General features: G+C 67.0%; 23 protein-coding genes. 12 read left to right on the top strand and 11 right to left on the bottom strand.

The window, feature by feature from the left end; translation table 11 throughout:
* Positions 1–392: 392 nt before the first annotated feature.
* Entirely contained in the window at positions 393–1,610 is a 1,218-nt protein-coding gene (locus tag FQK05_RS14585; protein ID WP_158968080.1) for a cytochrome P450, read from the bottom strand.
* A 112-nt stretch (positions 1,611–1,722) separates the two neighbouring features.
* Here FQK05_RS14585 and FQK05_RS14580 point away from each other — a divergent pair, with 112 nt between their 5' ends.
* Positions 1,723–2,058, top strand: coding sequence for a TfoX/Sxy family DNA transformation protein (locus FQK05_RS14580; protein ID WP_158968078.1), 336 nt, complete (start codon positions 1,723–1,725; stop codon positions 2,056–2,058).
* Between the two features lie 466 nt (positions 2,059–2,524).
* Here the strand turns inward: FQK05_RS14580 and ndk are convergent, their stop codons facing one another.
* Together ndk and FQK05_RS14570 are read right to left on the bottom strand one after the other, a co-directional pair.
* Entirely contained in the window at positions 2,525–2,947 is a 423-nt protein-coding gene (ndk, locus tag FQK05_RS14575) for a nucleoside-diphosphate kinase (protein WP_158968076.1), read from the bottom strand.
* Between the two features lie 182 nt (positions 2,948–3,129).
* The gene (locus FQK05_RS14570) at positions 3,130–4,263 is read right to left on the bottom strand and encodes a PepSY-associated TM helix domain-containing protein (protein ID WP_158968074.1); all 1,134 of its coding nucleotides are present in this window, start codon (positions 4,261–4,263) and stop codon (positions 3,130–3,132) included.
* A 230-nt stretch (positions 4,264–4,493) separates the two neighbouring features.
* Between FQK05_RS14570 and FQK05_RS14565 the strand changes: the two genes are divergently transcribed.
* Both FQK05_RS14565 and FQK05_RS14560 read left to right on the top strand, forming a co-directional pair.
* The gene (locus tag FQK05_RS14565; protein ID WP_158968072.1) at positions 4,494–6,377 is read left to right on the top strand and encodes an ABC-F family ATP-binding cassette domain-containing protein; all 1,884 of its coding nucleotides are present in this window, start codon (positions 4,494–4,496) and stop codon (positions 6,375–6,377) included.
* Entirely contained in the window at positions 6,374–6,955 is a 582-nt protein-coding gene (locus tag FQK05_RS14560) for a retropepsin-like aspartic protease family protein (protein ID WP_158968070.1), read from the top strand. The genes FQK05_RS14565 and FQK05_RS14560 overlap by 4 nt, the downstream gene beginning before the upstream one ends.
* A gap of 164 nt (positions 6,956–7,119) precedes the next feature.
* On the opposite strand, the gene FQK05_RS14555 is transcribed toward FQK05_RS14560, so the two are convergent.
* Both FQK05_RS14555 and FQK05_RS14550 read right to left on the bottom strand, forming a co-directional pair.
* Positions 7,120–7,578, bottom strand: coding sequence for a DNA polymerase III subunit chi (locus FQK05_RS14555; protein WP_158968068.1), 459 nt, complete (start codon positions 7,576–7,578; stop codon positions 7,120–7,122).
* Positions 7,579–7,600: 22 nt separating this feature from the next.
* Positions 7,601–9,076, bottom strand: coding sequence for a leucyl aminopeptidase (locus tag FQK05_RS14550; RefSeq protein WP_158968066.1), 1,476 nt, complete (start codon positions 9,074–9,076; stop codon positions 7,601–7,603).
* Positions 9,077–9,463: 387 nt separating this feature from the next.
* Here FQK05_RS14550 and lptF point away from each other — a divergent pair, with 387 nt between their 5' ends.
* Genes lptF through rsmA form a run of 6 tightly spaced genes read left to right on the top strand, consistent with a single transcriptional unit; the run spans position 9,464 to position 16,946 of the window.
* A complete protein-coding gene (gene lptF, locus FQK05_RS14545) occupies positions 9,464–10,624 on the top strand; it encodes an LPS export ABC transporter permease LptF (protein ID WP_158968064.1) in 1,161 nt (386 codons plus the stop codon).
* A complete protein-coding gene (lptG, locus tag FQK05_RS14540; protein ID WP_158968062.1) occupies positions 10,621–11,718 on the top strand; it encodes an LPS export ABC transporter permease LptG in 1,098 nt (365 codons plus the stop codon). Before lptF ends, lptG begins: the two co-directional genes overlap by 4 nt.
* Positions 11,715–13,904, top strand: a complete 2,190-nt coding sequence (locus FQK05_RS14535; RefSeq protein WP_158968060.1) for an LPS-assembly protein LptD — start codon at positions 11,715–11,717, stop codon at positions 13,902–13,904. The genes lptG and FQK05_RS14535 overlap by 4 nt, the downstream gene beginning before the upstream one ends.
* Entirely contained in the window at positions 13,889–15,130 is a 1,242-nt protein-coding gene (locus FQK05_RS14530; RefSeq protein ID WP_158968058.1) for a peptidylprolyl isomerase, read from the top strand. Before FQK05_RS14535 ends, FQK05_RS14530 begins: the two co-directional genes overlap by 16 nt.
* Positions 15,127–16,110 carry a 4-hydroxythreonine-4-phosphate dehydrogenase PdxA gene (gene pdxA, locus FQK05_RS14525; RefSeq protein WP_158968056.1) on the top strand — a complete coding sequence of 328 codons (984 nt, stop codon included), beginning with the start codon at positions 15,127–15,129 and terminating at the stop codon, positions 16,108–16,110. Before FQK05_RS14530 ends, pdxA begins: the two co-directional genes overlap by 4 nt.
* On the top strand, positions 16,107–16,946 hold the full coding sequence (gene rsmA / locus FQK05_RS14520) for a 16S rRNA (adenine(1518)-N(6)/adenine(1519)-N(6))-dimethyltransferase RsmA (protein ID WP_158968054.1): 840 nt from the start codon (positions 16,107–16,109) through the stop codon (positions 16,944–16,946). Before pdxA ends, rsmA begins: the two co-directional genes overlap by 4 nt.
* Before the next feature lie 250 nt (positions 16,947–17,196).
* On the opposite strand, the gene FQK05_RS14515 is transcribed toward rsmA, so the two are convergent.
* The 3 genes from FQK05_RS14515 to prfA form a co-directional block, all read right to left on the bottom strand.
* Complete coding sequence (locus FQK05_RS14515; RefSeq protein WP_158968052.1) at positions 17,197–17,955, bottom strand: DUF4167 domain-containing protein; 759 nt, start codon at positions 17,953–17,955, stop codon at positions 17,197–17,199.
* Positions 17,956–18,199: 244 nt separating this feature from the next.
* On the bottom strand, positions 18,200–19,036 hold the full coding sequence (gene prmC, locus FQK05_RS14510) for a peptide chain release factor N(5)-glutamine methyltransferase (RefSeq protein WP_233270513.1): 837 nt from the start codon (positions 19,034–19,036) through the stop codon (positions 18,200–18,202).
* Positions 19,033–20,091, bottom strand: a complete 1,059-nt coding sequence (prfA, locus tag FQK05_RS14505; protein ID WP_158968049.1) for a peptide chain release factor 1 — start codon at positions 20,089–20,091, stop codon at positions 19,033–19,035. The genes prmC and prfA overlap by 4 nt, the downstream gene beginning before the upstream one ends.
* Before the next feature lie 61 nt (positions 20,092–20,152).
* Between prfA and FQK05_RS14500 the strand changes: the two genes are divergently transcribed.
* The gene (locus FQK05_RS14500) at positions 20,153–20,443 is read left to right on the top strand and encodes a hypothetical protein (RefSeq protein WP_158968047.1); all 291 of its coding nucleotides are present in this window, start codon (positions 20,153–20,155) and stop codon (positions 20,441–20,443) included.
* Here the strand turns inward: FQK05_RS14500 and FQK05_RS14495 are convergent.
* From FQK05_RS14495 to speB (FQK05_RS14485), 3 genes are all read right to left on the bottom strand, one after another.
* Positions 20,384–20,797: a DUF1499 domain-containing protein gene (locus FQK05_RS14495; RefSeq protein WP_158968045.1), complete on the bottom strand. Its 414-nt coding sequence runs from the start codon at positions 20,795–20,797 to the stop codon at positions 20,384–20,386. The two genes, FQK05_RS14500 and FQK05_RS14495, sit on opposite strands and share 60 nt — an antisense overlap.
* Before the next feature lie 115 nt (positions 20,798–20,912).
* Entirely contained in the window at positions 20,913–21,893 is a 981-nt protein-coding gene (speB, locus tag FQK05_RS14490; RefSeq protein WP_158968043.1) for an agmatinase, read from the bottom strand.
* Positions 21,890–22,852 carry an agmatinase gene (gene speB, locus FQK05_RS14485; protein ID WP_158968041.1) on the bottom strand — a complete coding sequence of 321 codons (963 nt, stop codon included), beginning with the start codon at positions 22,850–22,852 and terminating at the stop codon, positions 21,890–21,892. Before speB (FQK05_RS14485) ends, speB (FQK05_RS14490) begins: the two co-directional genes overlap by 4 nt.
* A gap of 226 nt (positions 22,853–23,078) precedes the next feature.
* Between speB (FQK05_RS14485) and mazG the strand changes: the two genes are divergently transcribed.
* Positions 23,079–23,903: a nucleoside triphosphate pyrophosphohydrolase gene (gene mazG / locus FQK05_RS14480; RefSeq protein WP_158968039.1), complete on the top strand. Its 825-nt coding sequence runs from the start codon at positions 23,079–23,081 to the stop codon at positions 23,901–23,903.
* 334 nt (positions 23,904–24,237) lie between these two features.
* A complete protein-coding gene (locus FQK05_RS14475) occupies positions 24,238–25,179 on the top strand; it encodes a nucleoside hydrolase (protein WP_158968037.1) in 942 nt (313 codons plus the stop codon).
* The last annotated feature ends 12 nt before the right edge of the window (positions 25,180–25,191 follow it).

Here is a 25,191-nt window from a genome sequence, read left to right as displayed (position 1 = left end):
CCGGGGGCTCTGCCCCCGTCCGCCCTTTGGGCGGACTCCCCCGAGGGTATTTGAAGACCGAAGAAGTGAGGGGCCGAAACCCCGGGTTCCCGTGACCGCGTCCAATACCTTGACGCCTGGCAGGGTGCGTGGTGTCCGCGCACCGTTTCGCCACAGGTTCCCGGGACGGTGATCAACGTATCGTGCCGGTCGGTATGGTGCGTGGCGGCGCCACTCAGCTTCGCCATCGCTTCCCATGACGGCGATCGACGCATTGCCGCCAGGCACGGTGCATGGTGCCGACCCGCGACTGCGTCACAGGGTCCCGTGACGGAGATCGGTGCGCCTGCAGTCGGCAGGGTGCGTGGTTTCCACGCACCATCAACGCGCAGGGAGCCGAACCCACCATCGGGTCAGAGCACCGCCGGCAGGGCCTTGTAGCCGCGGAAGCGCATCCGACCGCCCTGCTGACGGCCTTCGGCGATGCGGTACCCGGGGAAGCGGTTCAGGAAGCGCGAGACGGCGATCCGGCCTTCCAGCCGCGCCAGCGTCAGGCCTACGCAGACATGGGGGCCGCCGGCAAAGGCCAGGTGCCGGTTGGGAACGCGGGCGATGTCGAATTTCTGTGGCTCGTCGAAGACGGCCGGATCCCGGTTGGCGGCGCCGATGATCAGGTGGAGGTTCGTGCCTTTCGGGATCGTGCGGCCGGCGATCCCGACCTCGGCCGTCGTCTCACGGTTGCCCAGCTGATTGGGAGAGCGGAAGCGGAGGACCTCTTCGATGGCGGGCTTGATCAGGTCGGGGGCCTCCATCAGGCGTGCCTTCTGGCCCGGGTAGTCGTTCAGGAGCGCGAGCGCATTGCCGATCAGGTTGGTGGTCGTCTCGTGGCCCGCGTTCAGAATGAAGATGCAGTTCTGAATCAGCTCGATCTCCGACAGTTGCGCGTCGGCCCCTTCGCCGCGGATCAGGCGGGTCAGGACATCGGTTTCCGGGTCGCCCGGTTTCGCCTTCCGCCGGGAGATCAGGTCCCGAAGGTAGGCGCGGAAGTCTTCGACCGCGGCGTGGCCAAGAGCCAGCTGGTCCGGCGTCAGCGAGGGTTCCAGCGCCCCCAGGATGGCCAGCGACCAGTCGCGCAAGGGACCGCGTTCGGCCACTGGCACGTCCAGCAGGTTGCCGATGATCTGGATCGGGATGGAGGAGGCGAAGTCCTCGATCAGGTCGACCCGGCCCTTTTGGGCCATGGTGTCCAGCAGGTGGTCCACCGTCTCGATCAGCCCGGGTTCCATCTTCTGGATCGCACGGGGGGTCAGAGCCGAGGTCATGATCCTGCGGACCCGGGTATGGAGCGGCGGATCGGAGAAGACGAGCGAGGTGGTGTGATGTTCGTAAAGCGGCGTGCCTGTCCCGAACTTGGGCACGAAGGCCACCTTCTTGTCGGAGGAATAGAGCGTCGTGTCACGGTAGATCCGGTCCAGATCGGCATGGCGGCTGATCAGGATCGACCCGTCAGGCTGGTCCAGCACCGGGGCCACGGCAAGAAGGCGGTCGTAGAAGGGGAACGGATCCTCGACGAAACCCGGCGGCGGGGCGGCCAGGTCGAAGGCCCGGATCGTATCTGTTTCGGTGGTCATCAGCCGCCCTCCGCCCCGCGTCCTGCGCGAAGGGTGATCATTCGGGCGGGGGAAGTCAATTCCGCGGCGCTTTCCCGGTGACAGGGCCCGGGCGCGGACCTAATCTGGGGCCATGTCGCAGCCTGTCTCCTCCATAAAGAACCTGGGTCCCGCCTTCGAGAAGGCCTGCGGGCGCGCGGGCATCCATTCCGCCGAGGAGCTGCATGCGCTGGGGCCGGACGAGGCCTATCGGAAATTGCTGGCCTCGGGCTACAAGCCCAATTTCGTATGGTATTTCGTGCTGGTGATGGCGCTGGCGGGTCGCCCCTGGAACGATGCCAAGGGGGCCGAGAAGGAGGCCCTGCGCGCGCGGTTCGACGCACTGAAGGCCGAACGCCACGATCCGGCGCATTCGGCTTTCGAGGCGATGCTGGACACGATCGGTGTGATCGAGAAGCGGCGGGCGTAGGGAAAGCGGTTTCGTTTGCGGCCGGGTGCGTCGCGGTGCGTCGGGACCACGCACCCTACCCCGCGTCAAGGCGTTGATCCGCGTCTGCGGAACCTTGGTGTGGCAGGGTATGTCCGGGGGATGTTCGGGCGTTTCGAGACCATTCTGGATGTGTTGGGGGCTCTGCCCCCGCCCGCCCGTTGGGCGGACTCCCCCGAGGATATTTTGAGATCGAAGAAGCGGGGACCGATGTCCAAGGTTCCCGGGACGGTGATCGGGGCGCATGCCGTTGGTAGGGTGCGTGGTTCCCCACGCAGCGTTTCGCCCAATGCCCCGGCGACGGTCACACTTGCCTGTCGAGTGCCTGTCGAGCGGCATGTCGCGTGGCTTCCACGCACCATGGGCCGCCGTCGTCGCGATGCCCGTCCCCAAACGCAAAACGCCCGGGCACCGGGGCCCGGGCGTTTGCCGACGGCTCCGAATTGGATCAGCCGACGATTTCCATGCCAGCGAAGAAATACGCGATTTCTTCCGCCGCGGTTTCCGGCGCGTCCGAGCCGTGGACCGAATTTTCACCGACGCTTTCCGCGAATTCGGCGCGGATGGTGCCGGGGGCTGCATCGGCCGGGTTGGTCGCGCCCATGATCTCGCGGTTCTTGGCAATGGCGTTTTCGCCTTCCAGGACCTGCACGACGACCGGTTCCGAGCACATGAACTCGCACAGTTCGCCGTAGAACGGGCGGTCCTTGTGGACGGCGTAGAAGTGGCCGGCCTGTTCCATGGTCATCCGGATCCGCTTTTGCGCGACGATGCGCAGGCCGGCTTCCTCGAACTTGGCATTGATCTTGCCGGTCAGGTTGCGACGGGTGGCATCGGGCTTGATGATCGAAAAGGTCCGCTCGAGGGCCATGGGGGTGCTCCTTCAAAAATGGCGGCCCGCGGCGCCCCTTGCGCCCGGACCGGAAACATGGCGCGCCCGTAGCACGCGCCCCGGCTTTTGAAAACCCTTGCCGCGCGCGTCCGGACGCGCCTGTCCCGGCAGGTCGGAGGACGCGACGGTGGCCGGGCCGGAACCCGGCCCCGCGCTTCGGATCAGGACCGCGCCGGCCTCTTCCGTCCGAACATCCGTTTCAGCCGGCGAACCCCCAGCGCCAGGCCCGTATAGACCAGGACCAGCGCCGCCAGCGAGGTCAGGCCCGCCACCGTCTGGCCCAAGATACCGTAAACCTGGCCCGTATGGACGAAGCGGAACCAGCGCCGGAGCGTCATCCCACGCGAGGTGGCCGAGCCCGATGCCTCGGCCGCGATCCCGCCTGTCGCGCGGTCCATGATCAGCTTGTGCTGAAGCCCCGCCTGCACGCCATTGCCGCTGTCCATGACCAGCGAAACATAGCGGTCGCCGTCCGCGGGCAGCACCAGAGCGGCCCGGCGCCAGTCCGGGGCCCCTGCCGCTCCTGCCGCCAGAAGCGCGGACCAGTCGACGGCGGCACCGTCCAGCGTCGCACCGGCCAGACCTTTCGGCAGCCCGCCGTCCGACGACGGGCGCGGCCGGCCGACGGGCGCCTGCTCGCCCACCAGTGCAAAGCTGAGCGCACTGGCCCAGGGGTAGGATATGACCACGCCCGACAGGACGATGAGGAAGAGCGGGACCAGCGCCCAGATGCCGAACACATGGTGCCAGTTGTAGTCCCGTGCCTGCGCCGAGGGCAGGCCGCGGCGGAAGAACAGCTGCATCCTGATCCGGGTCCAGCGAAAGACCGGCGGCAACCACAGGTAGAGACCCGACAGCACGATGAAGAGGAAAATCAGGTTCGACGCGTCGACCAGCGCGCTGCCGATTTTGGTCGAGCCGGTCGTCGACAGGTAGCGGTGCAGATGTTCGACCCCGACGAAGAAGGCGCGTGCCGCTGCCCCGGCTTCGGGCGCCAGAGCGCCGGTCGCCGGATCGACGGCCGTGCTGCCGCGCCCGGCGGACAGATAGGCCGGATCGCCCGGATCCCGCGGCAGGGTCAGGGTCTGGCCCGGCGCGGCCCCGCCGTCTATGACGGCCGCCACCAGCGCATCCGTCGTCAAGGGCCGGTCCGACGCCAGCGCACGCGTCACGACGCCGTCCACGATCTGCGATTCATAGGTCAGCAGGACCCCGGTCGCCGACAGGATCAGGATGAAGATCCCCGCGGTGAACCCTGCCACGAGGTGGGACCAGAAGAGAAGTTTTCGAAACATTTGGCCGATCTCCGTGCGCCGCGATCCTCCCTCGCTCGTCTGGTACGTGACAGATCGGGTGTTCCGTCGCAATCGGACGCGCTCTGATTGCGGCGCGCAGCTTTGCCGCACGTATCGCTGGTGCGCGACGGCCGTTGCCGCGGCCATTCCGCCGGGGTCGCGAATGGGTGATGCGCGGTGCTCTCGTTCCTCTGGTCCCTGTCCGCGGCCTCTGCTAGGGCGATCTTATCATGCTCAGGATCCAGGATATCTCCTTCGCCATCGCCGGCCGGCCGCTGCTGGAAGCTGCGTCCGCCACGATTCCCACCGGCCACAAGGTCGGTCTTGTCGGCCGGAACGGCACCGGCAAGACGACACTGTTCCATCTGATCCGGGGCGATCTGCCCTTGGACGGGGGCTCCATCTCGCTGCCGTCCAGGGCCCGGATCGGCGGTGTCGCTCAGGAGGTGCCGTCGTCGGACGTGTCGCTTCTGGACACGGTCCTGGCCGCCGATACCGAACGCGCAAGCCTGATGGCCGAGGCGGAGACGGCAACGGACGCCCATCGCATCGCCGAGATCCAGACGCGGCTGGCGGATATCGACGCCTGGTCGGCCGAGGCACGCGCGGCCACGATCCTGCGCGGCCTGGGTTTCGACGAAGTGGCACAGGCGCAGCCCTGTTCGGCCTTTTCCGGCGGCTGGCGGATGCGGGTGGCGCTGGCGGCGGTGCTGTTTTCGGCCCCCGACCTGCTACTTCTGGACGAACCGACCAACTATCTCGACCTCGAAGGCGCGCTGTGGCTGGAAAGCTATCTGGCGAAATATCCGCACACGGTGCTGGTGATCAGCCACGACCGCGGCCTGCTGAACCGGGCTGTGGGCGCGATCCTGCATCTGGAAGACCGCAAGCTGACGCTCTATCAGGGGCCCTATGACCAGTTCGCGCGACAAAGGGCGGAAAACCTGGCGCAGGCCGCGGCCATGGCCAAGAAGCAGGAGGCGCGGCGCGCCCACCTGCAGTCTTATGTCGACCGCTTCCGCTACAAGGCCGACAAGGCTCGGCAGGCGCAGTCGCGCCTGAAGGCGCTGGCCCGGATGCAACCGATTTCCTCGCCGCAGGAGGCGGCGCTTCGCGCGTTCTCGTTCCCGGAACCCGAGGAACTGTCGCCCCCGATCCTGCGCCTGGACGGTGCGGCGACGGGCTATGGCGACCGGACGGTGCTGAAGCGGCTGGACCTCAGGATCGACCAGGACGACCGGATTGCGCTTCTGGGGCGGAACGGCCAGGGCAAGTCGACCCTGTCGAAGCTTCTGTCGGACCGGCTGGCGCTGATGGACGGCAAGATGGTCAAGTCGCCCAAGCTCAGGATCGGCTATTTCGCCCAGCACCAGGTGGACGAGCTGGACGTCGACGAAACCCCGCTGGAGCACCTGCGGCGGCTGCGCCCGGACGAGGCGCCGGCCAAGCTGCGCGCGCGGCTGGGCGGTTTCGGGCTGATGGCGGCGCAGGCGGATACCAAGGTCAGCGACCTGTCGGGCGGCCAGAAGGCGCGGCTGTCGCTTCTGCTGGCGACGATCGACGCGCCGCACATGCTGATCCTGGACGAACCGACCAACCACCTCGACATCGAAAGCCGCGAGGCGCTGGTCGAGGCGCTGACCGACTATACCGGTGCCGTGATCCTGGTCAGCCACGACATGCACCTCCTGACGCTGGTGGCCGACCGGCTGTGGCTGGTTGCGGACGGCACGGTCAAACCGTGGGACGGCGACCTTGAATCCTATCGCGACACGCTGCTGTCCGGGTCCGGGTCGGGTTCTGGCTCGAAACCGGCCAATGGCGCCAAGGGAGCAACCCCGGCGCCGCAGCGCCGCCCCACCCGCGACATGATCCTGGCGTTGCGGTCGGAAGTCCGGAAAAGCGAATCCCGGCTGGAAAAGCTGACCGAGATGCACAAGAAGGTCTCGGAAAAGCTGGCCGACCCGGATCTCTATGACCACGACCGGGCGGGCGAACGCGAGCTTTGGCAGCGCAAGTTCGCCGAGGTCGAGGACGGGATGATCCGGGCCGAGGAACTCTGGCTCGACGCGCAGGAAAAGCTCGACGCGGCCGAGGCGGCGCAGAACGCATGAGCGGCGACGACTATGCAAGGCTGGCCTGGGCCGCCCTTCTGGGGGCGGTCCTGGTCGGCTGGCTGGTCACACAAAGCCGCGGGTCGCGGGGCAAGCTGGCCCAGATGGCCGTGGGCTGGGTCCTGATCTTCGCCGGCGTCATCGCTGTCTATGCGCTGTGGGACGACATCGGCAACGAGCTGTTCCTGAAGCAGGACGCGATATCGGCCCCCCAGCGGATCGAAATCCCCCGCAGCCGCGACGGCCACTATTATGTCACCGCCATGGTGAACGGCGCGCCCGTCGATTTCGTCGTCGACACCGGCGCGACACAGGTGGTGCTGACCGACGACGATGCCCGCCGCGCGGGCATCGACCCGGACCAGCTGGTCTATTCCGGCTGGGCCACTACCGCCAACGGCCGCGTGCGCACGGCGCCGATCCAGCTGGATCAGGTCACGATCGGCCCCAACATCGACCGCCGCGTGCCGGCGGTGATCAACGATGGCGACCTGGCGGGCTCCCTCCTCGGCATGTCCTACCTGGACCGCTGGTCGAAGATCGAGATCGCGGACGGCGCCATGGTGCTGTCCCGCTGACATCCCGTCCCGGGCCGGCGCACGTCGTCAGATCCACCAGTCAAAGCGCCCTGCCCGGCCGACCTGGCAGCGTCAGTTGTGCTTCGGGCGCGCCGTGGAGCGTCGGGGCGCCGTGCCGGTCCGGCGTTCCGGCGCGCCTGTTCCTGACCATCGCAGGACGCTCTTCAGCGTTCGGCTTTCTTTTCCCAGCGGCCCGATTCCTCGGACCAGTACTGGGCGCTGCATCCGGCCCCTGTAAGGACCTTCCACTGGCCGCGGGCCTGGATCAGTGCCATCTCGTCATTGCCGTCGAACAGGATGCAGACCCGGTCCAGCGCCGCAACCTCTTCCGGGTCTACCTCGGCGCCGTCGATACTCATGACGCAGGCCGCGCCATTGGGCGCGGTCTCCTCGGTCGTCAGCAGGATCGGCTGGTCGGCGTCATGGTCCCCGCCGGCCAGACCATGGGCCGGGAACCCTTCCTCGGGCCCCAGCCACAGCTTTTCATCCAGCCATTCCAGCCGCTTGCGATCCCGTCCGCGGACCGCAACGCGCCAGCCCGCCCCCCGCGCGCGTTCCAGAAGCTGCGGCAGCGCCGCCTCCAGCGGCCGATGCGTCAGGTGATAGAAGTAGACAGCCCCCATCGGCGGCGCCCCCTTGCCTGCCTTACTCGGCCTCGAACTTCTCGGCCACCAGGCGGTTCAGCGCCATGACACCCCAGCCCGTCGCACCCTTGGGCGCAAACGCGGTTTCCGACGTGACGGATGCCACACCGGCGATGTCCAGGTGAATCCAGGGCGTGTCGTCCTTGACGAAACGCTGCAGGAACTCGGCCGCAGTGATCGACCCGGCGGCGCGTGGGCCGGTGTTCTTGACGTCCGCGATCCGCGATTTCAGACCGTCGCGATAGGCCTCGGCCAAAGGCAGGCGCCAGGCGCCCTCGCCTTCCTTCTCGGCCGCCTTCAGGAAGGCATTGCACAGCGGATCGTCGTTGGAAAAGGCGCCCGCATTTTCATGCCCCAGGGCCACGATCATCGCGCCGGTCAGGGTCGCCAGATCGACCATGCCACAGGGATTGAACCGGTCCTGCGCGTACCAGAGCACGTCGCCCAGAACCAGGCGACCTTCGGCGTCGGTATTCACGATCTCGACCGTGTCGCCCTTCATCGAGGTGACGACATCGCCCGGCCGCGTGGCATTGCCGGACGGCATGTTTTCCACCAGCCCCACCAGACCCACGACATTGGCCTTGGCCTTGCGCAGCGCCAGCGTGCGCATGGTGCCGGCAACGACGCCCGCGCCGCCCATATCCATGGTCATGTCTTCCATGCCCGCGGCCGGCTTCAGCGAGATGCCGCCCGTGTCGAAGACGACGCCCTTGCCGATCAGCGCAAAGGGCGCGGCACCGGCTTCGCCCCCGTTCCATTCCATCACCACGACCTTGGACGGGCTGACGGACCCCTGCCCGACCGACAGCAGCATCTTCATGCCCAGTTCGGCCAGCCTGTCCTCGTCCAGCACCTCGACCTTCAGGCCGATGCTCTCCATCTCCACCAGGCGGTCGGCGAATTCGGTGGTGGTCAGCACGTTGGCCGGTTCGTTCACAAGGTCGCGGGTCATGTGCACGCCCGAGGCCAGCGCCAGGGCGGCAGCCGCCAGACCGTCTGCCTCTTCCGGGACCTTGTGTGCGATCTCGACCGCGCCGCCAGCGGCCGGGGCATCGCCGCTCTTGTGCGCGGTGAAGTCATAGTCGCGGAGCGCAATCCCCAAGGCCAGTTCGCCCGGGTGCTTGGCCGATCCCGCCATCACCGTCAGCGCGGCCTTGCCCTTCAGCGCCGCCAGCTTCGACCCGGCCTTGCGGGTGTCGAGCGCCGAGGCATTGCGCGGCAGGATCACGACATCGACTGCTTCGACCTCCATCCCGGAGGGCCAGGCCAGGGTGAAGACCTGGCCGACCTTGGCCGAGGTGAAGCGTTCGCTTTCCACCAGGCGCTGCACCGCGCCGCGGGTCAGCCGGTTCACGCGGCGGCCGGCCTGGTCCATCCGGCCTTCGGGCGTCACCAGGATCGCCAGACGGCCTACCGCCGTCGCCAGGGCCGGCAGGTCAACGGGGATGAAACGGATCGGGGACGGTTCGGTCATGTCAGTCTCCTGTCAGGCGCGGCACAGGGTCCCTGCGTCGCAAGTCTTGGTGCCGGTCTTGGCATCGTCTTTGCATCGTCTTGGCATCGGACCGCGGCCGGCAGGCCCCGGGCCGAATGCCGTCCAACGGTATCTCGACGCGGACAATTGCCCAGTCGCGCGCCGAATTGAACCGCTTTCGCAGCGGAACACCGCAAAAAAGAGAATCCCGCCCCCCTCGATGGGCGCCCGGGCGCCACAGAATGCAGCCGTTGGACGCACGCCCCTTCCGGCCGCGCGAGACCAAGGCTATAGCTGCGGCCGGGGCTTGACCACATGGCCGTTTTCCTTGGCTGCCACGTCGGTTATGCTAACTCGCTCAACCACGCTCGTTCCGGGGGGATCGCAGTGCATCGATACGACAGATATGTCCTGTCGCAATATCTGCTGTTCTTCGGATTCTTTGCGCTGATCCTGGTGACAGTGTTCTGGATCAATCGGGCCGTCGGCCTGTTCGACCAGCTGATCGGCGATGGCCAGTCGGCGATGGTTTTCCTTGAATTCACGGCGCTCATCCTGCCCACGCTGATCCGCACGGTCATGCCGATTTCCGTCTTTGGCGCCGTGGCCTATGTCACCAACCGCCTGTCGCGGGAAAGCGAGATGACGGTGATGCAGGCCGTGGGCTCCAGTTCCTGGCGACTGGCGCGGCCGGCCTTCGCGCTGGGACTGGTGGCGGCGCTGATGATGGCGATTCTGACCAATGTGCTGCGCCCCGCGTCGCTGGCGCAGCTCGACCTGCGCGAGGCGGAGGTGGCACAGAACGTCACCGCCCGGCTGCTGAAGGAAGGCAGCTTCATGCACCCGGACGAAAACGTGACCTTCTACATCCGCCAGATCGACCCCGACGGCACGCTGCGCGACCTTTACCTGTCCGACCGCCGCGACCCCGCCCGCGAAGTGATCTATAATTCGGCCGAGGCCTATCTGGTGCGCAGCGGCGATCGGGCCAGTCTGGTCATGGTCGATGGCATCGCCCAGCAACTGAACCGCAACACGCGGACGATGTCGGTCACGCAGTTCGCCGATTTCTCCTATGATATCAGTTCGATGATGTCCGGCTCGGACGGTAGCGGGACCAACCTGCGCGCCCTGCCCACGCTGGACCTGATCTTCCGCGCCGACGATTACATCGGAACGGACGGCATCACCGAAGGCCGCCTGGTCGAGGAACTGCACCAGCGCTTCGCCTGGGCCACGATCTGCCTGGCGGTGGCGATGGTCGCCTATTCGACGCTGACACTGGGCAGCTATTCGCGTTTCGGCCTTTGGCCGCAAGCGCTTGGCGGCTTCGTCTTCCTGATCATGCTGGAGGTACTGCGCGGCGCCGTCTCGTCGCCCGTGCTGAAGAACGCGGACCTCTGGCCTCTGCTCTACGTGCCGACGCTGATCGGACTGGCCCTGTCGGGGGTCTTCATGACCCTGGCCGGGCGGCCGGTGCGGATCCTGCTGGCCGGCATCGGACTGGCCCGCCTGCCCGAGGAAGCAGCGGACGCGGGGGCGACATGACGCTGGATTTCTATTTCGCACGCCGCTTCGTGCAAAGCTTCCTGATGGTCGGCGTGATCTTCCTTGTGCTGATCGTGCTGGTGGAACTGTTCGAACAGATCCGCAAGTTCCAGGACGCAGATCTGGGCATCGTCCGCTTGCTAAGCCTGTCGCTGCTGAACGCCCCCCAGTCGATGAGCGACGTCCTGCCTCTGCTGGTCATCCTGTCGGCGATCCTTCTGTTCGTGGGCCTGGCCCGGACCAGCGAACTGGTGGTCACCCGGGCCATCGGCAGGTCGGGCCTGCGCGCGCTGCTGGCACCCGTTTCGGTGACCGCGGTGATCGGCCTGCTGGCGGTGACGACGCTGAACCCGATCACCGCGGCGACCAGCGAACGCTACGACGAACTGGTGGCCCGCTGGCGGAACGACGAATCCGCCGCGCTGTCGCTGTCCAGCGAGGGCCTTTGGCTGCGGCAAAGCGGGCCCGACACCCAGTCCGTCGTCCATGCGCTGAAGATCGACCAGGACGCAGATACGCTGAGCCAGATCAGCATCCTGACCTACCAGCGCGGCGGCGGCCCGATCCGCCGGATCGAGGCCGACACGGCCGAGCTTGAAGACGGCAAGTGGATCCTGCAGAACGGCAAGGTCTGGCCTCTGGGCCCCGGCACCAGCCCCGAACACCAGAGCGAGACCTTCGCCGAAATGACGATTCCCACATCGCTGACCCCGGACCAGATCCTGGACAGCGTCGGCCGGACGGACGGCACATCGATCTACAAGATGCCTGCCAAGATCCGGCAGATGAAGGCCGCAGGCTTTTCCACCACGAGATTCGAGATCTGGTATCAGTCGGAACTGGCCCGGCCCCTGTTCCTGGTGGCCATGGTGCTGGTGGGCGCCGCCTTCACCATGCGCCATGTCCGTTTCGGCGGGACCGGCGTGGCGGTGCTGGCCTCGGTCCTTTTGGGCTTTACGCTCTACTTCATCCGCAACTTCGCCGAGGTTCTTGGCGAAAACGGCCAGCTGCCCGTGGCGCTGGCCGCCTGGGCGCCGCCGGTGGCCGCCGTCATGCTGACGGCGGGCCTGCTTCTTTACGCCGAAGACGGATGACGACCGGACGCCTCCTTTCCGGCGGCCTTTCGCGGCTGCGCGCGGTCCTGGCGGTGCTGGGCTGGCTGGTGGTGCTGATGCTTCTGCCGGACGGCCCTGCCCGTGCGCAGACGGCCCTGGACACGGGCGGGCCGGCGCCGGCAATCCTTGTGGCCGACCGCATCTATGTCGCCAATTCCGACACGCTGGTCGCCGAAGGCAATGTCGAAGCCTTCCAGGGCGATGTCCGACTGCGGGCGCGCAAGGTCACCTATGACCGGACAACCGGCAAGCTGTCGATCGACGGGCCGATCCGCATCGACCGGGGATCCGGCACGCTGGTTCTGGCAGACATGGCAGAGCTGGACAGCGACCTGCAGACCGGCCTTCTGACCGGCGCGCGGCTGGTGCTGGATCAGCAGCTCCAGCTCGCCGCCGTGCAGATGAACCGCGTCGGCGGGCGCTATACCCAGCTTTACAAGACCGCCGTCACCTCGTGCCGGGTATGCGAGGAAGGCCGCGCGCCGCTGTGGCAGATCCGCGCCCGCAAGGTGATCCACGACCAGGTCGAACGGCAGCTCTATTTCGAAAACGCGACCTTCCGCGTGCTGAACGTGCCGGTGTTCTACCTGCCGCGGATGCGCCTGCCCGATCCCACGGTCGAACGCGCCCGCGGCTTCCTGATCCCCGGTGTCGTGAATTCCACCGACCTGGGCTTCGGCATCAAGCTGCCCTATTTCATCCCGCTGGGGCCGTCCGCCGACATTACGCTGACCCCCTTCCTGTCGACCCGGACCCGGACGCTGAACTTCCGTTATCGCCAGGCGCTGCGGCGGGGGGACCTGTTCTTCGAAGGGGCCCTGTCCAGCGACGATCTGATCCCGGGCAAGCTGCGCGGCTACCTGTTCGGCAACGGCATCTTCTACCTCGACCGTGACTGGTCGGTGGATTTCGACCTCCAGACCGTCACCGACGACAGTTATCTGGTGAATTACAACCTGCCGAACCTGGACCGGCTGCGCAGCGAGGTCGGCCTGCAGCGGATCCTGGACACCAGCATGTTCCGGACTGAGGTCAACTATTTCAAGTCGCTGCGCGACGACGACACGGAATCGACGCAGCCCACCGTCATCACAGACGCGCTGTATTCGCACCGCTTCTATCCGGGCGGGCCGCTGGGCGGGCAGTTCCGCTTCGGCGTGGACCTGCACAGCCATTCGCGGTCCTCGGACCTGGACGTGCTGGGCCGCGACATCGCCCGGTCGACGGTGGATGTGGCCTGGCTGAAGGACTGGATCCTGAAGGGCGGCGTCCGCAGCGAGGTGCGGGTGGGCTTTGCCGCCGACAATTTCGGCATCAAGGACGATCCCAACTATCCCCAGCACGTGAACCACACGACGCCCCGCGCCGCGGTCAGCTTTACCCGGCCGATGACGAAGACGACCCGGAACGGCACCATCCACTTTCTGGAACCGGTGCTGCAACTGGGCTGGGCCGACATGTCCGGCAGCCCCGTCCCGAACGAAGAAAGCCGTTTCGTCGAATTCGACCGCGGCGACCTGCTGTCGCTCAGCCGATTCCCGGCCCCAGACGTGCGCGAAAGCGCGCCGACCGTCGTCTACGGCGGGACCTGGGCGCGCTATGCCCGGTCCGGCTGGGAAAGCTGGGCCGCCTTCGGCCAGGTCCTGCGACAGCCGGCGGATCCGAATTTCTCGCCCTCGTCTGGGCTGGCCGGCACCGTGTCGGACCTGCTTCTGGCGGGCGAGATATCGCTGACCGACAAGCTGTGGCTCAACGGGCGCACGCTTCTGAACTCGGACTTCTCGGTTTCCAAGGCGGAAATGCGCGGCCGCTGGACCGGCGGGCGTTTCGATCTGGTGGGAACCTACCTGTGGCTGGACACCGATCCGGTCGAGGACCGGACCGATCCCCTGTCCGAGATCTGGTTCGATACGCGCTACGACCTGGTGCCGGGCTGGACCGCCAGCGCGAACTTGCGCTATGACGTGACCGAGGATGATCCCACGATCGTAGGCGTGGGCCTTCTCTACAGAAACGAATGCGTGGAGATCGATCTCTCGCTCAGCCGGCGCAACACGTCCACCGCGAATGTCGATCCGTCGACGACCTTCGGGATAAATGTCCGGCTAGGCGGCTTCGCGGTCCAGAACAGCAGCAACTACAGGCGCACATGTACAAGTTCCTGACCTTCTCCCGCTTCCGTCGCGGACCCCTGCGCGCCCTTGCTACGGCGCTTGGCCTGGCTCTTGCCGGGCCCCTGGCCGCCAACGGACTGTTTTCGCCCGCCGTGATCGTGAACGATGACGTCATCACGAATTACGAGGTGCAGCAGCGCGCCCGGCTGATGCAGGTCATGAACGCCCCCGGCAGCACGGAAAGTAGCGCCCGCGACGCCCTGATCGACGACCGCCTGCGGATGCAGGCGATGAAGCAGGCCGGGGTCGTGGTCCCCGACAGCGATGTCGACGATGCCATCCAGACGCTGGCCGAACGCAACAATATCGACCGCGAACAGTTCCTGAACGTGCTGTCCGAATCCGGCGTGGCGCCGGAAACGATGCGCGACTTCATGCGCGTGACGGTCGGCTGGCGCGAACTGGCCCGCGGCATGTTCCTGCAGCAATCCCGCCCGACGGACGCGGAAATCGACCGCGCCTTGGGCCTGGCCGGCACCACCGGCGGTGTGCGCGTCCTGCTGTCGGAAATCATCATCCCGATCACCCCCCAGACCGCCGACGAAGTCAGCCAGCTGGTCGAAGAACTCTCTGCCATCGACTCGGTCCCCGCCTTCGCGGCCGCGGCGCGGCAGTATTCGGCGGCCCAGACCGCGGCCGACGGCGGCGCGATGCCCTGGCTGGACCTGAACCGGCTGCCGCCGGCCCTGGGCCCGGTGATCCTGGGCCTTTCGCCCGGTCAGGTGACCCAGCCCATCGGGCTGGAAGGCGCCGTGGCCCTGTTCCAGATGCGAGACATCGCGGAAATCGCAGGTGGCACACCGCAATACGCGGCCATCGAATACGCCACCTACGCGATCCCCGGCGGCCGCACGCCCGATGCGTTGGCGCGCGCCAAGGCGATCCAGGACCGCGTGGTCGAATGCAACGATCTTTACGGCGTGGCCCTGGGCCAGCCCGAAAGCGTGCTGCAGCGCGAAACGCTGCCTCCGTCGCAGATCCCGCAGGACATTGCACTGGAACTGTCCAAGCTGGACGATGGCGAAAGCTCTTACCAGCTGACGCGCAACAACGGGCAGGTGCTGCTCTTCCTTATGCTCTGCGGCCGGACCGCCAAGGCCAACGAAGGCGCCACCCGTGACCAGGTCGCCCAGGCTCTGGCCGGCCAGCGGGTCGAGGCGGCGGCAAACGGCCTTCTGGATCAGCTGAAGGCCGACGCCATCATCGTCGAGAAATGACCGCCCCTGCCATGGCACCGATTGCGCTGACCTGCGGCGAACCCGCGGGCATCGGCCCGGAAGTCGCGGTCGCCGCCTGGCGGGCGCTGGGGGCCGACTGTCCCTTCGTCTGGATCGGTGATCCCCGGCATCTGCCGACCGGAACTCCGGTCGCCGAGATCGCCCGTCCCGACGAGCTGACCGCCCTGCCGGCCGACCGCTTCCCGGTGCTCCGCCACGACTTCGCGGGACAGGCCACGCCCGGCCAGCCCGACCCTGCCAATGCCGCTGGCGTGATCCAGGCCATCGAACGGGCCGTGGCGCTGACACGGTCCGGCGCGGCATCCGCGGTCTGCACTGCGCCGATCCACAAGAAGGCGCTGATCGACGGGGCGAACTTTGCCTATCCAGGTCATACCGAATTCCTGGCGGCGCTGGGGAACGCCCCCCGCGCGGTGATGATGCTGGCCAGCGACCAGCTGCGCGTGGTGCCCGCCACGATCCACATCGCCCTTCAGGACGTGCCCGGCGCGCTGACGCCCGCCCTGCTGCGCGAAACCATCGAGATCACAGCCGACGGCCTGACCCGCCAGTTCGGTATCGCGCGGCCCCGGATCGCCGTGGCGGGTCTGAACCCCCATGCCGGCGAAGGCGGCGCCATGGGCCGGCAGGAACTGGACTGGATCAACGATCTGGTCGCCACGATGCGCTCCGAAGGCCACGACCTGCTGGGCCCGCTGCCCGCCGACACGATGTTCCACGCCGCGGCCCGCGCAAGGTACGATGCGGCGGTGGCGATGTATCACGACCAAGCGCTGATCCCGATCAAGACGCTGGATTTCGACCGCGGCGTAAACGTGACGCTGGGCCTGCCCTTCATCCGCACCTCGCCCGACCACGGCACCGCCTTCGACATCGCAGGACAAGGCATCGCCAACCCGTCCAGCCTGATCGAGGCGCTGAAGCTGGCGCAATCCATGGCACGGAGTACGGCCGCATGACCGCCATCGACGGCCTGCCCCCCCTGCGCGCGGTGATCGCCGCCCACGGCCTGTCGGCGCGCAAGTCGCTGGGTCAGAACTTCCTTCTGGACCTGAACCTGACCGCCAAGATCGCGCGGCAGGCGGGCGACCTGACGGGCTGCGACGTGCTGGAAATCGGCCCGGGCCCCGGCGGGCTGACCCGCGGGCTCTTGTCCGAAGGCGCGCGGCGCGTAGTGGCGGTGGAAAAGGACAGCCGCTGCATTCCCGCCCTGCAGGAGATCGCCGCAGCCTATCCCGACCGGCTGGAGATCGTCGAAGGCGATGCGCTGGCGGTCGACACGGCCGCGCTGCTGACGCAGCCGGTGCGAATCGCGGCGAACCTGCCCTACAACGTCGGCACCGAACTTCTGGTGCGCTGGCTGACGCCGCCGGAATGGCCGCCCTTCTGGCAAAGCCTGACGCTGATGTTCCAGCGCGAGGTGGCCGAACGCATCGTGGCGCAGCCCGGGTCCAAGGCCTATGGCCGGCTGGCGGTGCTGTCGCAATGGCGCACCACAGCGCGGATCGCCATGGCCCTTCCGGCCGAGGCCTTCACGCCCCCGCCCAAGGTCACCAGCGCCGTCGTCCACCTGGAGGCGCTGCCCGAACCCCGATACCCGGCCGATCCTGCGACCCTGTCGCGCGTCGTGGCCGCCGCCTTCAACCAGCGGCGCAAGATGCTGCGCGCCGCGCTGAAGGGTCTGGCCCCGGATATCGAGGATCACCTGAACGCCGCCGGTATCAAGCCGACGGAACGGGCCGAACAGGTCTCGCTGGAGGCGTTCTGCGCGCTGGCCCGGACCTTCACGGACTGACCGTCCGGGGCCCAGCCTGACACGATCATAATGACCCGGCCCTGTCCGTGCGCATCAGCGCTGCGGGCGGTCGTCATGCACGACAAATCCCCGGACCAAAGGTCCCGGCACGGTCATTCCACGGGCATTCATGTCTGAAGGGGATGGGCCGACTTCCGGCCCGATGCGCTTCACCTCGGTCTGAATGCCACGTGAAGCGCCGGATGCCGGGCCCTGGGGCCCGGACCGACTGCATGTCCGGAGAAAAGGATTACTCGGCCGCGTCGGGCGACGAGTTGCTGTCCACGTCGGCGGCAGGTTTCCGGGGCGCGCGCGTGCGGGCCGGCTTTTCCTTGGCCGGCATCGGAACCACGTCGGCCGAGGCTTCGGCGCCTTCGGCCTTCGGCTTCGGCGCGGGCTTCTTGCGCGGCTTCCGGGCCGGTTTCGGCGCGGTTTCCGGGGTCTCGACCAGGTTGCTGTCGCTGTCGGAGGCATCACCGGCATCCACCACGTCCAGCGCAAAGGATCCCTGCTGCACCGGGTCTTCGCGGACGGGTGCGGGTGCTGCGTCGGTCACGGCATCGGCTTCCGGTGCAGGTTGCTCCTGCGGGCCGGATTGCGGCTGCTGTCCGCCTTGCGGCTGGTGCTGCTGCGGCTGGTTCTGTTGCGACGGGTCGCGGTCCTGCCGGTTGTTGTTGGAACGGTCGCGATCACGATCGCGGTCGCGTTCGGCCTGGCGGTCGCGGTTCTGCCGCTCCTGCTCTTCCCGGCGCTGGTCCTGCTCGCGCTGGGCCTCGCTCAGCATGCGCAGGTAATGTTCGGCGTGCTGCTGGAAGTTTTCCGTGGCAACCCGGTCATTGGCCAGCTGGGCGTCACGGGCCAGCTGGTTGTACTTGTCTATGATCTGCTGCGGCGTGCCGCGCACCTTGCCTTCCGGACCCGAGCTGTCGAAAACGCGGTTAACGACGTTGCCGCCGGAGGGACGGTTGCGGTTCGACTTCGACCGCGTACGTGATTTGGACGATCTCATATCGCTAAAGAGAGCCTTGTCTTCGCTGCCGTTCGGACCGGATGCGCCTCATCCGTGCGATTCTGTCGGTCCGTCGACTTTTTCTGGCTTGGCGTCGCCCGGTGCGCAGGATGGTCGTCGACCGTTCCCCGGCATCCAGTTGCTGGCGACACCAATGGAATAAACACGACTTGCGCCCCCATACAAGGGGCAGATTGGGCCGCTATTGCGTTTTTTCGCTCTAATTGAGGTGATCACGCCGAGTTTATGCAGGGTTGTGCCGTCCGAGCACCACCCGGTCGCGGCCGTCCAGATCGGCGATCACCTGTATCCCCGTCAGCCCCGCCGCCTCCATCAGCGCGGACACCGCCGCCCCTTGCGTCGGCCCGATCTCGACGATCAGCCGCCCGCCGGGTTCCAGGTGCGCGGATGCCCCGGCCGCGATGGCGCGATACGCCCCCAGCCCGTCGCCGAAATCGGTCAGGGCCATGGCCGGCTCGAACAGGCGCACCTCGGGGTCCAGCCCCGCCATCTCGTTCTCGGCGATATAGGGCGGGTTCGACACGATCAGGTCATAGGTCTGGCCTTGGCCGCCGTACCAGTCCATTTGCCGGATCTGCGCGCGCCATGTCAGTTCGTGCCGGACGACATTGGCCGAGGCCTGGAAACACGCGGCTTCCGACAGATCGACGCCCAGGCCCACCGCGTCGGGCCTTTCGGCCAGAAGCGTCACAAGGATGCAGCCCGACCCCGTGCCCAAATCCAGCACCCGGGCAAAGGGTTCTGCCAGGGCGCATTCGATCAGGGTCTCCGTTTCCGGCCTTGGATCCAGCACGTCGCCGCTGATGGCGAAGGTGCGGCCATAGAACTGGCGTTCGCCCACGATCTGCGACACCGGCACGCGGGTTTCGCGCAAGCCGACCAGATGGCCGAACCGTTCGGCGATGGCGGGGTCCAGCGGATCCGGGGCGATCAGGGTGATCCGCGCCGCGTCGATCCGGGCGGCATGGGCCAGAAGCCTGCGCGCATCGCGGACCGGATCGGGCACGCCCGCCGCGCGCAGCCTTGCGGCGGCCGCGGCCAGCGCTTCTGCCGCGGTCACGCGCCCTGCCCCATCTCCGCCAGCATGCGCGACTGGTCGTCGGCGGTCAGCGCGTCGATCACCTCGTCCAGGTCGCCCTGCATCACCTGGTCCAGCTTGTAGAGCGTCAGGTTGATCCGGTGATCGGTCATCCGGCCCTGGGGGAAGTTGTAGGTCCGGATGCGTTCCGAGCGGTCGCCCGAACCGACCTGCGAAGCGCGGTCGGCAGATCGCGCGCTGTCGACCTTCTGGCGTTCCATGTCGTAAAGTCGGGTCCGCAGGACCTGCATCGCGATCTCGCGGTTGCGGTGCTGGGACTTTTCCGAACTGGTCACGACGATGCCCGACGGAATGTGCGTTATACGCACAGCGGAGTCGGTCGTGTTCACGTGCTGCCCGCCGGCACCAGACGAACGCATCGTGTCGATCCGGATGTCGTTCGCATTGATCTGGATGTCGACCTCCTGCGCCTCCGGCAGGACCGCCACGGTGGCGGCCGAGGTATGGATCCGCCCGCCGCTTTCGGTGGCCGGCACCCGCTGGACGCGATGGACACCGCTTTCGTATTTCAGCCGGGCAAAGACGTTTTCGCCGGTCACGTGAACCACGACATCCTTGATGCCGCCCAGTTCGGTCGCCTGTTCCTCGATCACTTCGAACCGCCAGCCGTGGTCTTCGGCATAGCGCTGGTACATGCGCAGAAGGTCGGACGCGAAAAGCGCCGCCTCCTCGCCCCCGGTGCCGGGCCGGATCTCCAGCATGGCGGGGCGTGCATCGGCCTCGTCCTTGGGCAGAAGCGCCAGTTGCAGGGCGTGTTCCGCCTCGGGCAGGCGGGCGCGCAACTGGGGCAGTTCTTCCTCGGCCAGTTCCTTCATGTCGGGATCGGCCAGCATCGCCTGCGCTTCGGCCAGGTCGGATTGCAGACGGCGCCACAGCGCGATCTGTTCGACCACGGGCTTCAGGTCGGAATATTCGCGCGCCAGGGCCGCGATTTCGCTGCCGCTGGCCGCAGCCATCGCCGCTTCGAGATATTCGAAGCGCTGGGTGATCTGATCGAGTCGGTCCGTAGGGATCATTGGCGGTGCTTCCCCCATCAAAACGCTTTGGTCAAGCGCCCGACCGTGCTAACCTGCAATCATGAGGATAACAGCCCTGCCCCTTCTTCTTGTTCTGGCAACGCCCGCCCTGTCCGACGTGGTCGGCCCCGGGGGCAAGGTTCAGGACTGCTATTGCACCGACCGTCAGGGCGCGCGGGTCGAACTGGGCGAATATTCCTGCCTGCGGGTCGACGGGCGCGCCTTCATCGCACAGTGCCAGATGTCGCTGAACGTCCCGATGTGGCGCGAGATCCAGGATGGCTGTGTCTCGTCAGAACTCGATCCGGTCGATCCACCCGTCGACGCGGGCGCGGTTCACGCCAAGGTCTGACTTGCCGAAACGCAGCCGGCCGTAGATCATCAGCTTGTCCCCGTCCTGCTGGGCCGTGGTGTAATCGGGAAAACCAATCACTTTCGTGCGGGTGATCCAGGTGATCCGCCCCGCCGCCACCGATCCGGCCAGCCGCGTCGTGCGCGCCGTGGCCATCGCGACGGCATCCAGCTTCGCCAGTCCGTCCGGCCCGGTTTCGACCACACGCTTCACCCCGCCCGGCAGATCCTCGTCCTGCGAGATATCCAGCGGTTCGTCCCAAAGCGACACGTCACTGGGCGCCAGGCGGATATAGCCCAACGCCACGACAACCAGCACAATCACTACGAACAGGATCATCAAGACCGTTCTCATCCCACGCGTTTCCCCTGCGGCCCTGTACAGACCGTCCTTCCCCGACACGACATGCGCCAGGGTCAGCATGCCCCGGGAGGGCCGTGGAAACCGCTGCGTCCGGTCGTCGCTGCGCCTATTTGGTTTCGCCCTTGGGCGCGGCAGGGAAGTGGTGGATTTCCACGTGCTGCAGGATGCACAGCATTTCGAACAGCAGGTTCGCCCCGGTCAGCGCCGTCGTGCCCATGGAATCGTAGGGCGGCGACACCTCGACCAGATCGCAGCCTTTCACGTAAATGCCGCGCAGCGCCTGTATCAGCGACAGCGCCTGCCCCGTGGTCAGCCCGCCGATTTCCGGCGTGCCGGTGCCGGGCGCATAGGCCGGGTCCAGACTGTCGATGTCATAGCTGATATAGACCGGCCGGCGGCCGATATCGCGCCGGATTTCGGACCCCAGCGGCCCAAGGTCGCGATTCCACAGCGCATTGGCCTGGAACTGCTGGAACCCCCAGGACCGTGCTTCGGCAAAGTCTTCGGGGCCGTAACCCGAGCCGCGGATCCCGATCTGGTAGACCTTGTCGGGGATCAGCAACCCTTCCTCGTACGCGCGTCGGAAGACGGTGCCGTGGGTCTCGCGCTCGCCGAACATCTCGTCGTTGACGTCGGCATGGGCGTCGATGTGGATCACTGCCATGGGCCCGTGCTTTTTCGCCATCGCCCGCAGGATCGGCAGGGTGATCGAATGATCGCCCCCCATCGCCATCGGGATCACATCATGGGCCAGGATCGCATCATAGCTTTCTTCGATGATCTGCAGCGTCTGCGGCAGGGAAAACGTGTTGATCGCCAGATCGCCGATATCGGCGATGTTCAGGCTGTCGAAGGGCGCGGCGCCGGTGAACATGTTGTAGGGCCGGATCATCGCGCTTTCGGCGCGGATCTGCTTGGGCCCGAAGCGCGTGCCCGACCGCCACGAGGTCCCGATATCCGACGGGATCCCAAGGAACGCCACGTCCAGCCCGTCGAGCGTGTTGGCCTGCGGCAGCCGCATGAAGGTGTTGGGCCCGGAAAACCTGGCCAGGTCGTTGCCGCTGATCGGCTGGTTTCTTGCCGTCATCCGCGCATCCTCGCCCCGATCAGCTGGACGAGTTCCGTGGCGACATGGGCACCGGCAATGGCGGTGGCGCCGGTCGTGTCGAAGGGGGGCGAGACCTCGACGATATCGCCGCCGCGGATGTTGATGCCCGCCAGGCCCCGCAGCATCGCCGCCGCCTGCCAGGATGTCAGGCCGCCCCAGACCGGCGTGCCGGTGCCGGGCGCGAAGGCCGGGTCCAGCGCATCGATGTCGAAGGTGACATAGACGGGATGATCGCCGACGATCTCCTTTGCCTTGGCCACGACGGCCGCCGGCCCCATCTCGTGCACGGACCGCGCGTCGATGGTATGAACGCCCAAGGGATCCGGATTGTGCGTGCGGATCCCGATCTGGATCGACTTCGCCGGGTCCACGATGCCAGTCTTCACCGCCTTGTAGAACATGGTGCCGTGGTCGATCCGGGTCATGTCGTCATCGGCCCAGGTGTCGGAATGGGCGTCGAAATGGATCAGCGCCATCGGCCCGAACCTTTCGGCATAGGCCTTAAGGATCGGGAAGCTGATGTAATGATCGCCCCCCAGCACCACGCTGGCCGCGCCGGCGCTCAGGATCCCGCCGATATGGGACGTCAGCGTATCCGGAAAGGCCGGGACATTGGCATAGTCGAAGGCCAGGTCGCCGTAATCGACGACCGTGAATTCCTCCAGCGCGTCGAAATCCCAGCCATAGGGCTGGTCGGGCGATTGCAGGGCCGATGCCTCGCGGATCGCGCGCGGGCCCAGCCGCGTGCCGGGCCGGTTCGTCACCGCCTGGTCGAAAGGCACGCCCGTGACGGCGATGTCGACCCCGGTCAGATCCTTCGTGTAGCGGCAACGCAGGAACGACGTGGCGCCCCCGAAGGTGTTTTCGAAACTGCGGCCCTTGGGGTCGCGGCGCATGAAGGCCTGATCGACCTGGTTCTTAGCATCTTCCAGTCCCATCCGGGCAGACGTCCTTTCGAGCGTCGGGGCGGGCGGGTGGGAGACGGTCGAAAGGACGTCTGCCCAGCCCCCGCGGCTTTGCACAACGACGGGCCACCTGCCCCCGCAGGACGACCCTTCCCCTCTCGGCCGGTGCCGTCCTGGCCGGGCTGGACTCTGCCTGCCGGTTGCGGTCAGGTCGGCACCGTTCGCCCCCCACTCTGACACCGACCGAGAGGCCGCCGCAATGCCTGATCGCGACCCGATCCACGATATGGAGGACGGAATCGACCGCCTTCTGGAAATCATGCGCAGGTTGCGCGACCCGCAGACCGGTTGCCCCTGGGACATCGAACAGACCTACGCCACCATCGCCCCCTACACGATCGAGGAAGCCTATGAAGTGGCCGACGCGATCGAACGGCAGGACTGGGCCGACCTGGAGGGCGAGCTGGGCGATCTGCTGCTGCAGACAGTCTATTTCACCCAGATGGGAACCGAAGACGGCCGCTTTACCTTCAATTCGGTTGTCAAGGCCGTGTCCGACAAGATGGTCGCGCGCCATCCCCATATCTTCGGCGACGAATCGCGGGACAAGTCGGCCGACCAGCAGACGGCCGACTGGGAACAGATCAAGGCTGCCGAACGCGCCGGCAAGGCGCAGCAGGGCGCGCTGGACGGCGTGGCCGGCAACCTTCCCGCGCTCCTGCGCGCCTACAAGCTGCAACGCCGCGCCGCGCGGGTGGGCTTCGACTGGCCGTCGGCCGGCAATGTGCTGGCCAAGGTCGCCGAGGAAGCGCAGGAACTGGTCGAGGCCCGTGACACCCTGGGCCCGGACGAGATCGAGGAGGAATTCGGAGACCTCCTCTTCGTCATGGTGAACCTGGGCCGTCACCTGGGGGTGGAACCCGAACAGGCGCTGCGCCGCACCAATGCCAAGTTCACCCGCCGCTTCGCCGGGGTCGAGGCGCGCCTGGCCGCCGAGGGTCGTACTCCGGACGAGAGTACGCTGGAGGAGATGGACGCGCTCTGGGATGCCGTGAAGGCCCAGGAGAAGGCGGCGAAAGGCTAGGCAGGTGCGGACGGGTTACGGTGCGTGCAGAGCACGCACCCTACGCGTTGGTTCAGGCGGTCGGTCCGATCTGTTGCACCTGATCGCGTCCGGGCGGGCTCGACGGGAAGACGATACGTGCCAGGCACGCACCCGACGGGCTGGTCCATCTGGCCGGCCCCTTGACCCGTTTCCCCCGCGCCGGCAAAGCCACCCGCAGGGTGCGTGCCTGGCACGCACCGTCTCCGGCCCCCGTCCAGTCCCCGCCCGACCGCCACATCCGCAACCGCGACCTGCCACCTCTGGACAGCCCCCGGTCGCCGATCCACTCTGCCGCCAAAATCACGGAGTCCCCATGTCCCCCCAGAAGATCATCATCGACACCGATCCCGGCCAGGACGACGCCGTGGCCATCCTGCTGGCCCTGGCGAGCCCCGAGGAGCTGGAGGTGCTGGCCATCACCACGGTCGCGGGCAACGTGCCGCTGGATCTGACGTCCAAGAACGCGCGCATCATCTGCGAACTGGCGGGCCGGACCGACATTCCCGTCCACGCCGGCTGTGACGCCCCCATCGCACGCAAGCTGATCACCGCGGAACATGTCCACGGCAAGACCGGACTGGACGGGCCCACCCTGCCCGACCCGGTCATGCCGCTGTCGGACGGACATTCGGTCGACGTCCTGATCGACACGCTGCGCGCCCACGATGCGGGCACCGTCACGCTCTGCACCCTTGGCCCCCTGACCAATGTCGCCGTGGCGCTGGACCGCGCGCCCGACATCGCCGGCCGGATCAAGCAGATCGTCATGATGGGCGGCGCCTATTTCGAGGTCGGAAACATCACCCCAACGGCCGAGTTCAACATCTATGTGGATCCCGAGGCCGCGAAGATCGTCTTCGCGTCCGGCGTGCCCATCGTGGTCCTGCCGCTGGACGTGACCCACAAGGCGCTGGTCACCGCCGAACGGAACGATGCCTTCCGCGCACTGGGCACCCCCGCCGGCATCGCCGTGGCCGAGATGACCGATTTCTTCGAACGTTTCGACAAGGAGAAATACGGATCGAACGGCGCGCCCCTGCACGACCCCTGCGTCATCGCCTGGCTTCTGGAGCCCGACCTTTTCTCGGGGCGCGAAATCAATGTCGAGATCGAGACCGGGTCCGAACTGACGCTGGGCATGACGGTCGCGGACTGGTGGCGCGTGACCGACCGCAAGGCCAATGCGCTTTTCATCAAGGACGTGGATGCCGACGGGTTCTTCACGCTTCTGACCGAACGCCTGTCGCGGTACTGACCGGCGCTGCGG

This window comes from Chachezhania sediminis (assembly GCF_009765275.1).
Lineage (GTDB): Bacteria > Pseudomonadota > Alphaproteobacteria > Rhodobacterales > Rhodobacteraceae > Chachezhania > Chachezhania sediminis.
This window is presented reverse-complemented; position numbering and strand designations above follow the sequence as displayed.

Excerpts from the sequence above, each read along its gene's own strand:
- FQK05_RS14550 (WP_158968066.1), bottom strand. The coding sequence starts at position 9,076 with ATGACCGAACCGTCCCCGATCCGTTTCATCCCCGTTGACCTGCCGGCC.
- ndk (WP_158968076.1), bottom strand. The coding sequence starts at position 2,947 with ATGGCCCTCGAGCGGACCTTTTCGATCATCAAGCCCGATGCCACCCGT.
- FQK05_RS14560 (WP_158968070.1), top strand. The coding sequence starts at position 6,374 with ATGAGCGGCGACGACTATGCAAGGCTGGCCTGGGCCGCCCTTCTGGGG.
- FQK05_RS14565 (WP_158968072.1), top strand. The coding sequence starts at position 4,494 with ATGCTCAGGATCCAGGATATCTCCTTCGCCATCGCCGGCCGGCCGCTG.
- FQK05_RS14500 (WP_158968047.1), top strand. The coding sequence starts at position 20,153 with ATGAGGATAACAGCCCTGCCCCTTCTTCTTGTTCTGGCAACGCCCGCC.
- FQK05_RS14530 (WP_158968058.1), top strand. The coding sequence starts at position 13,889 with ATGTACAAGTTCCTGACCTTCTCCCGCTTCCGTCGCGGACCCCTGCGC.
- speB (WP_158968043.1), bottom strand. The coding sequence starts at position 21,893 with ATGACGGCAAGAAACCAGCCGATCAGCGGCAACGACCTGGCCAGGTTT.
- FQK05_RS14580 (WP_158968078.1), top strand. The coding sequence starts at position 1,723 with ATGTCGCAGCCTGTCTCCTCCATAAAGAACCTGGGTCCCGCCTTCGAG.
- pdxA (WP_158968056.1), top strand. The coding sequence starts at position 15,127 with ATGACCGCCCCTGCCATGGCACCGATTGCGCTGACCTGCGGCGAACCC.
- mazG (WP_158968039.1), top strand. The coding sequence starts at position 23,079 with ATGCCTGATCGCGACCCGATCCACGATATGGAGGACGGAATCGACCGC.
- FQK05_RS14515 (WP_158968052.1), bottom strand. The coding sequence starts at position 17,955 with ATGAGATCGTCCAAATCACGTACGCGGTCGAAGTCGAACCGCAACCGT.
- FQK05_RS14555 (WP_158968068.1), bottom strand. The coding sequence starts at position 7,578 with ATGGGGGCTGTCTACTTCTATCACCTGACGCATCGGCCGCTGGAGGCG.
- rsmA (WP_158968054.1), top strand. The coding sequence starts at position 16,107 with ATGACCGCCATCGACGGCCTGCCCCCCCTGCGCGCGGTGATCGCCGCC.
- FQK05_RS14495 (WP_158968045.1), bottom strand. The coding sequence starts at position 20,797 with ATGAGAACGGTCTTGATGATCCTGTTCGTAGTGATTGTGCTGGTTGTC.
- FQK05_RS14585 (WP_158968080.1), bottom strand. The coding sequence starts at position 1,610 with ATGACCACCGAAACAGATACGATCCGGGCCTTCGACCTGGCCGCCCCG.
- FQK05_RS14535 (WP_158968060.1), top strand. The coding sequence starts at position 11,715 with ATGACGACCGGACGCCTCCTTTCCGGCGGCCTTTCGCGGCTGCGCGCG.
- FQK05_RS14570 (WP_158968074.1), bottom strand. The coding sequence starts at position 4,263 with ATGTTTCGAAAACTTCTCTTCTGGTCCCACCTCGTGGCAGGGTTCACC.
- lptG (WP_158968062.1), top strand. The coding sequence starts at position 10,621 with ATGACGCTGGATTTCTATTTCGCACGCCGCTTCGTGCAAAGCTTCCTG.
- speB (WP_158968041.1), bottom strand. The coding sequence starts at position 22,852 with ATGGGACTGGAAGATGCTAAGAACCAGGTCGATCAGGCCTTCATGCGC.
- prfA (WP_158968049.1), bottom strand. The coding sequence starts at position 20,091 with ATGATCCCTACGGACCGACTCGATCAGATCACCCAGCGCTTCGAATAT.
- FQK05_RS14475 (WP_158968037.1), top strand. The coding sequence starts at position 24,238 with ATGTCCCCCCAGAAGATCATCATCGACACCGATCCCGGCCAGGACGAC.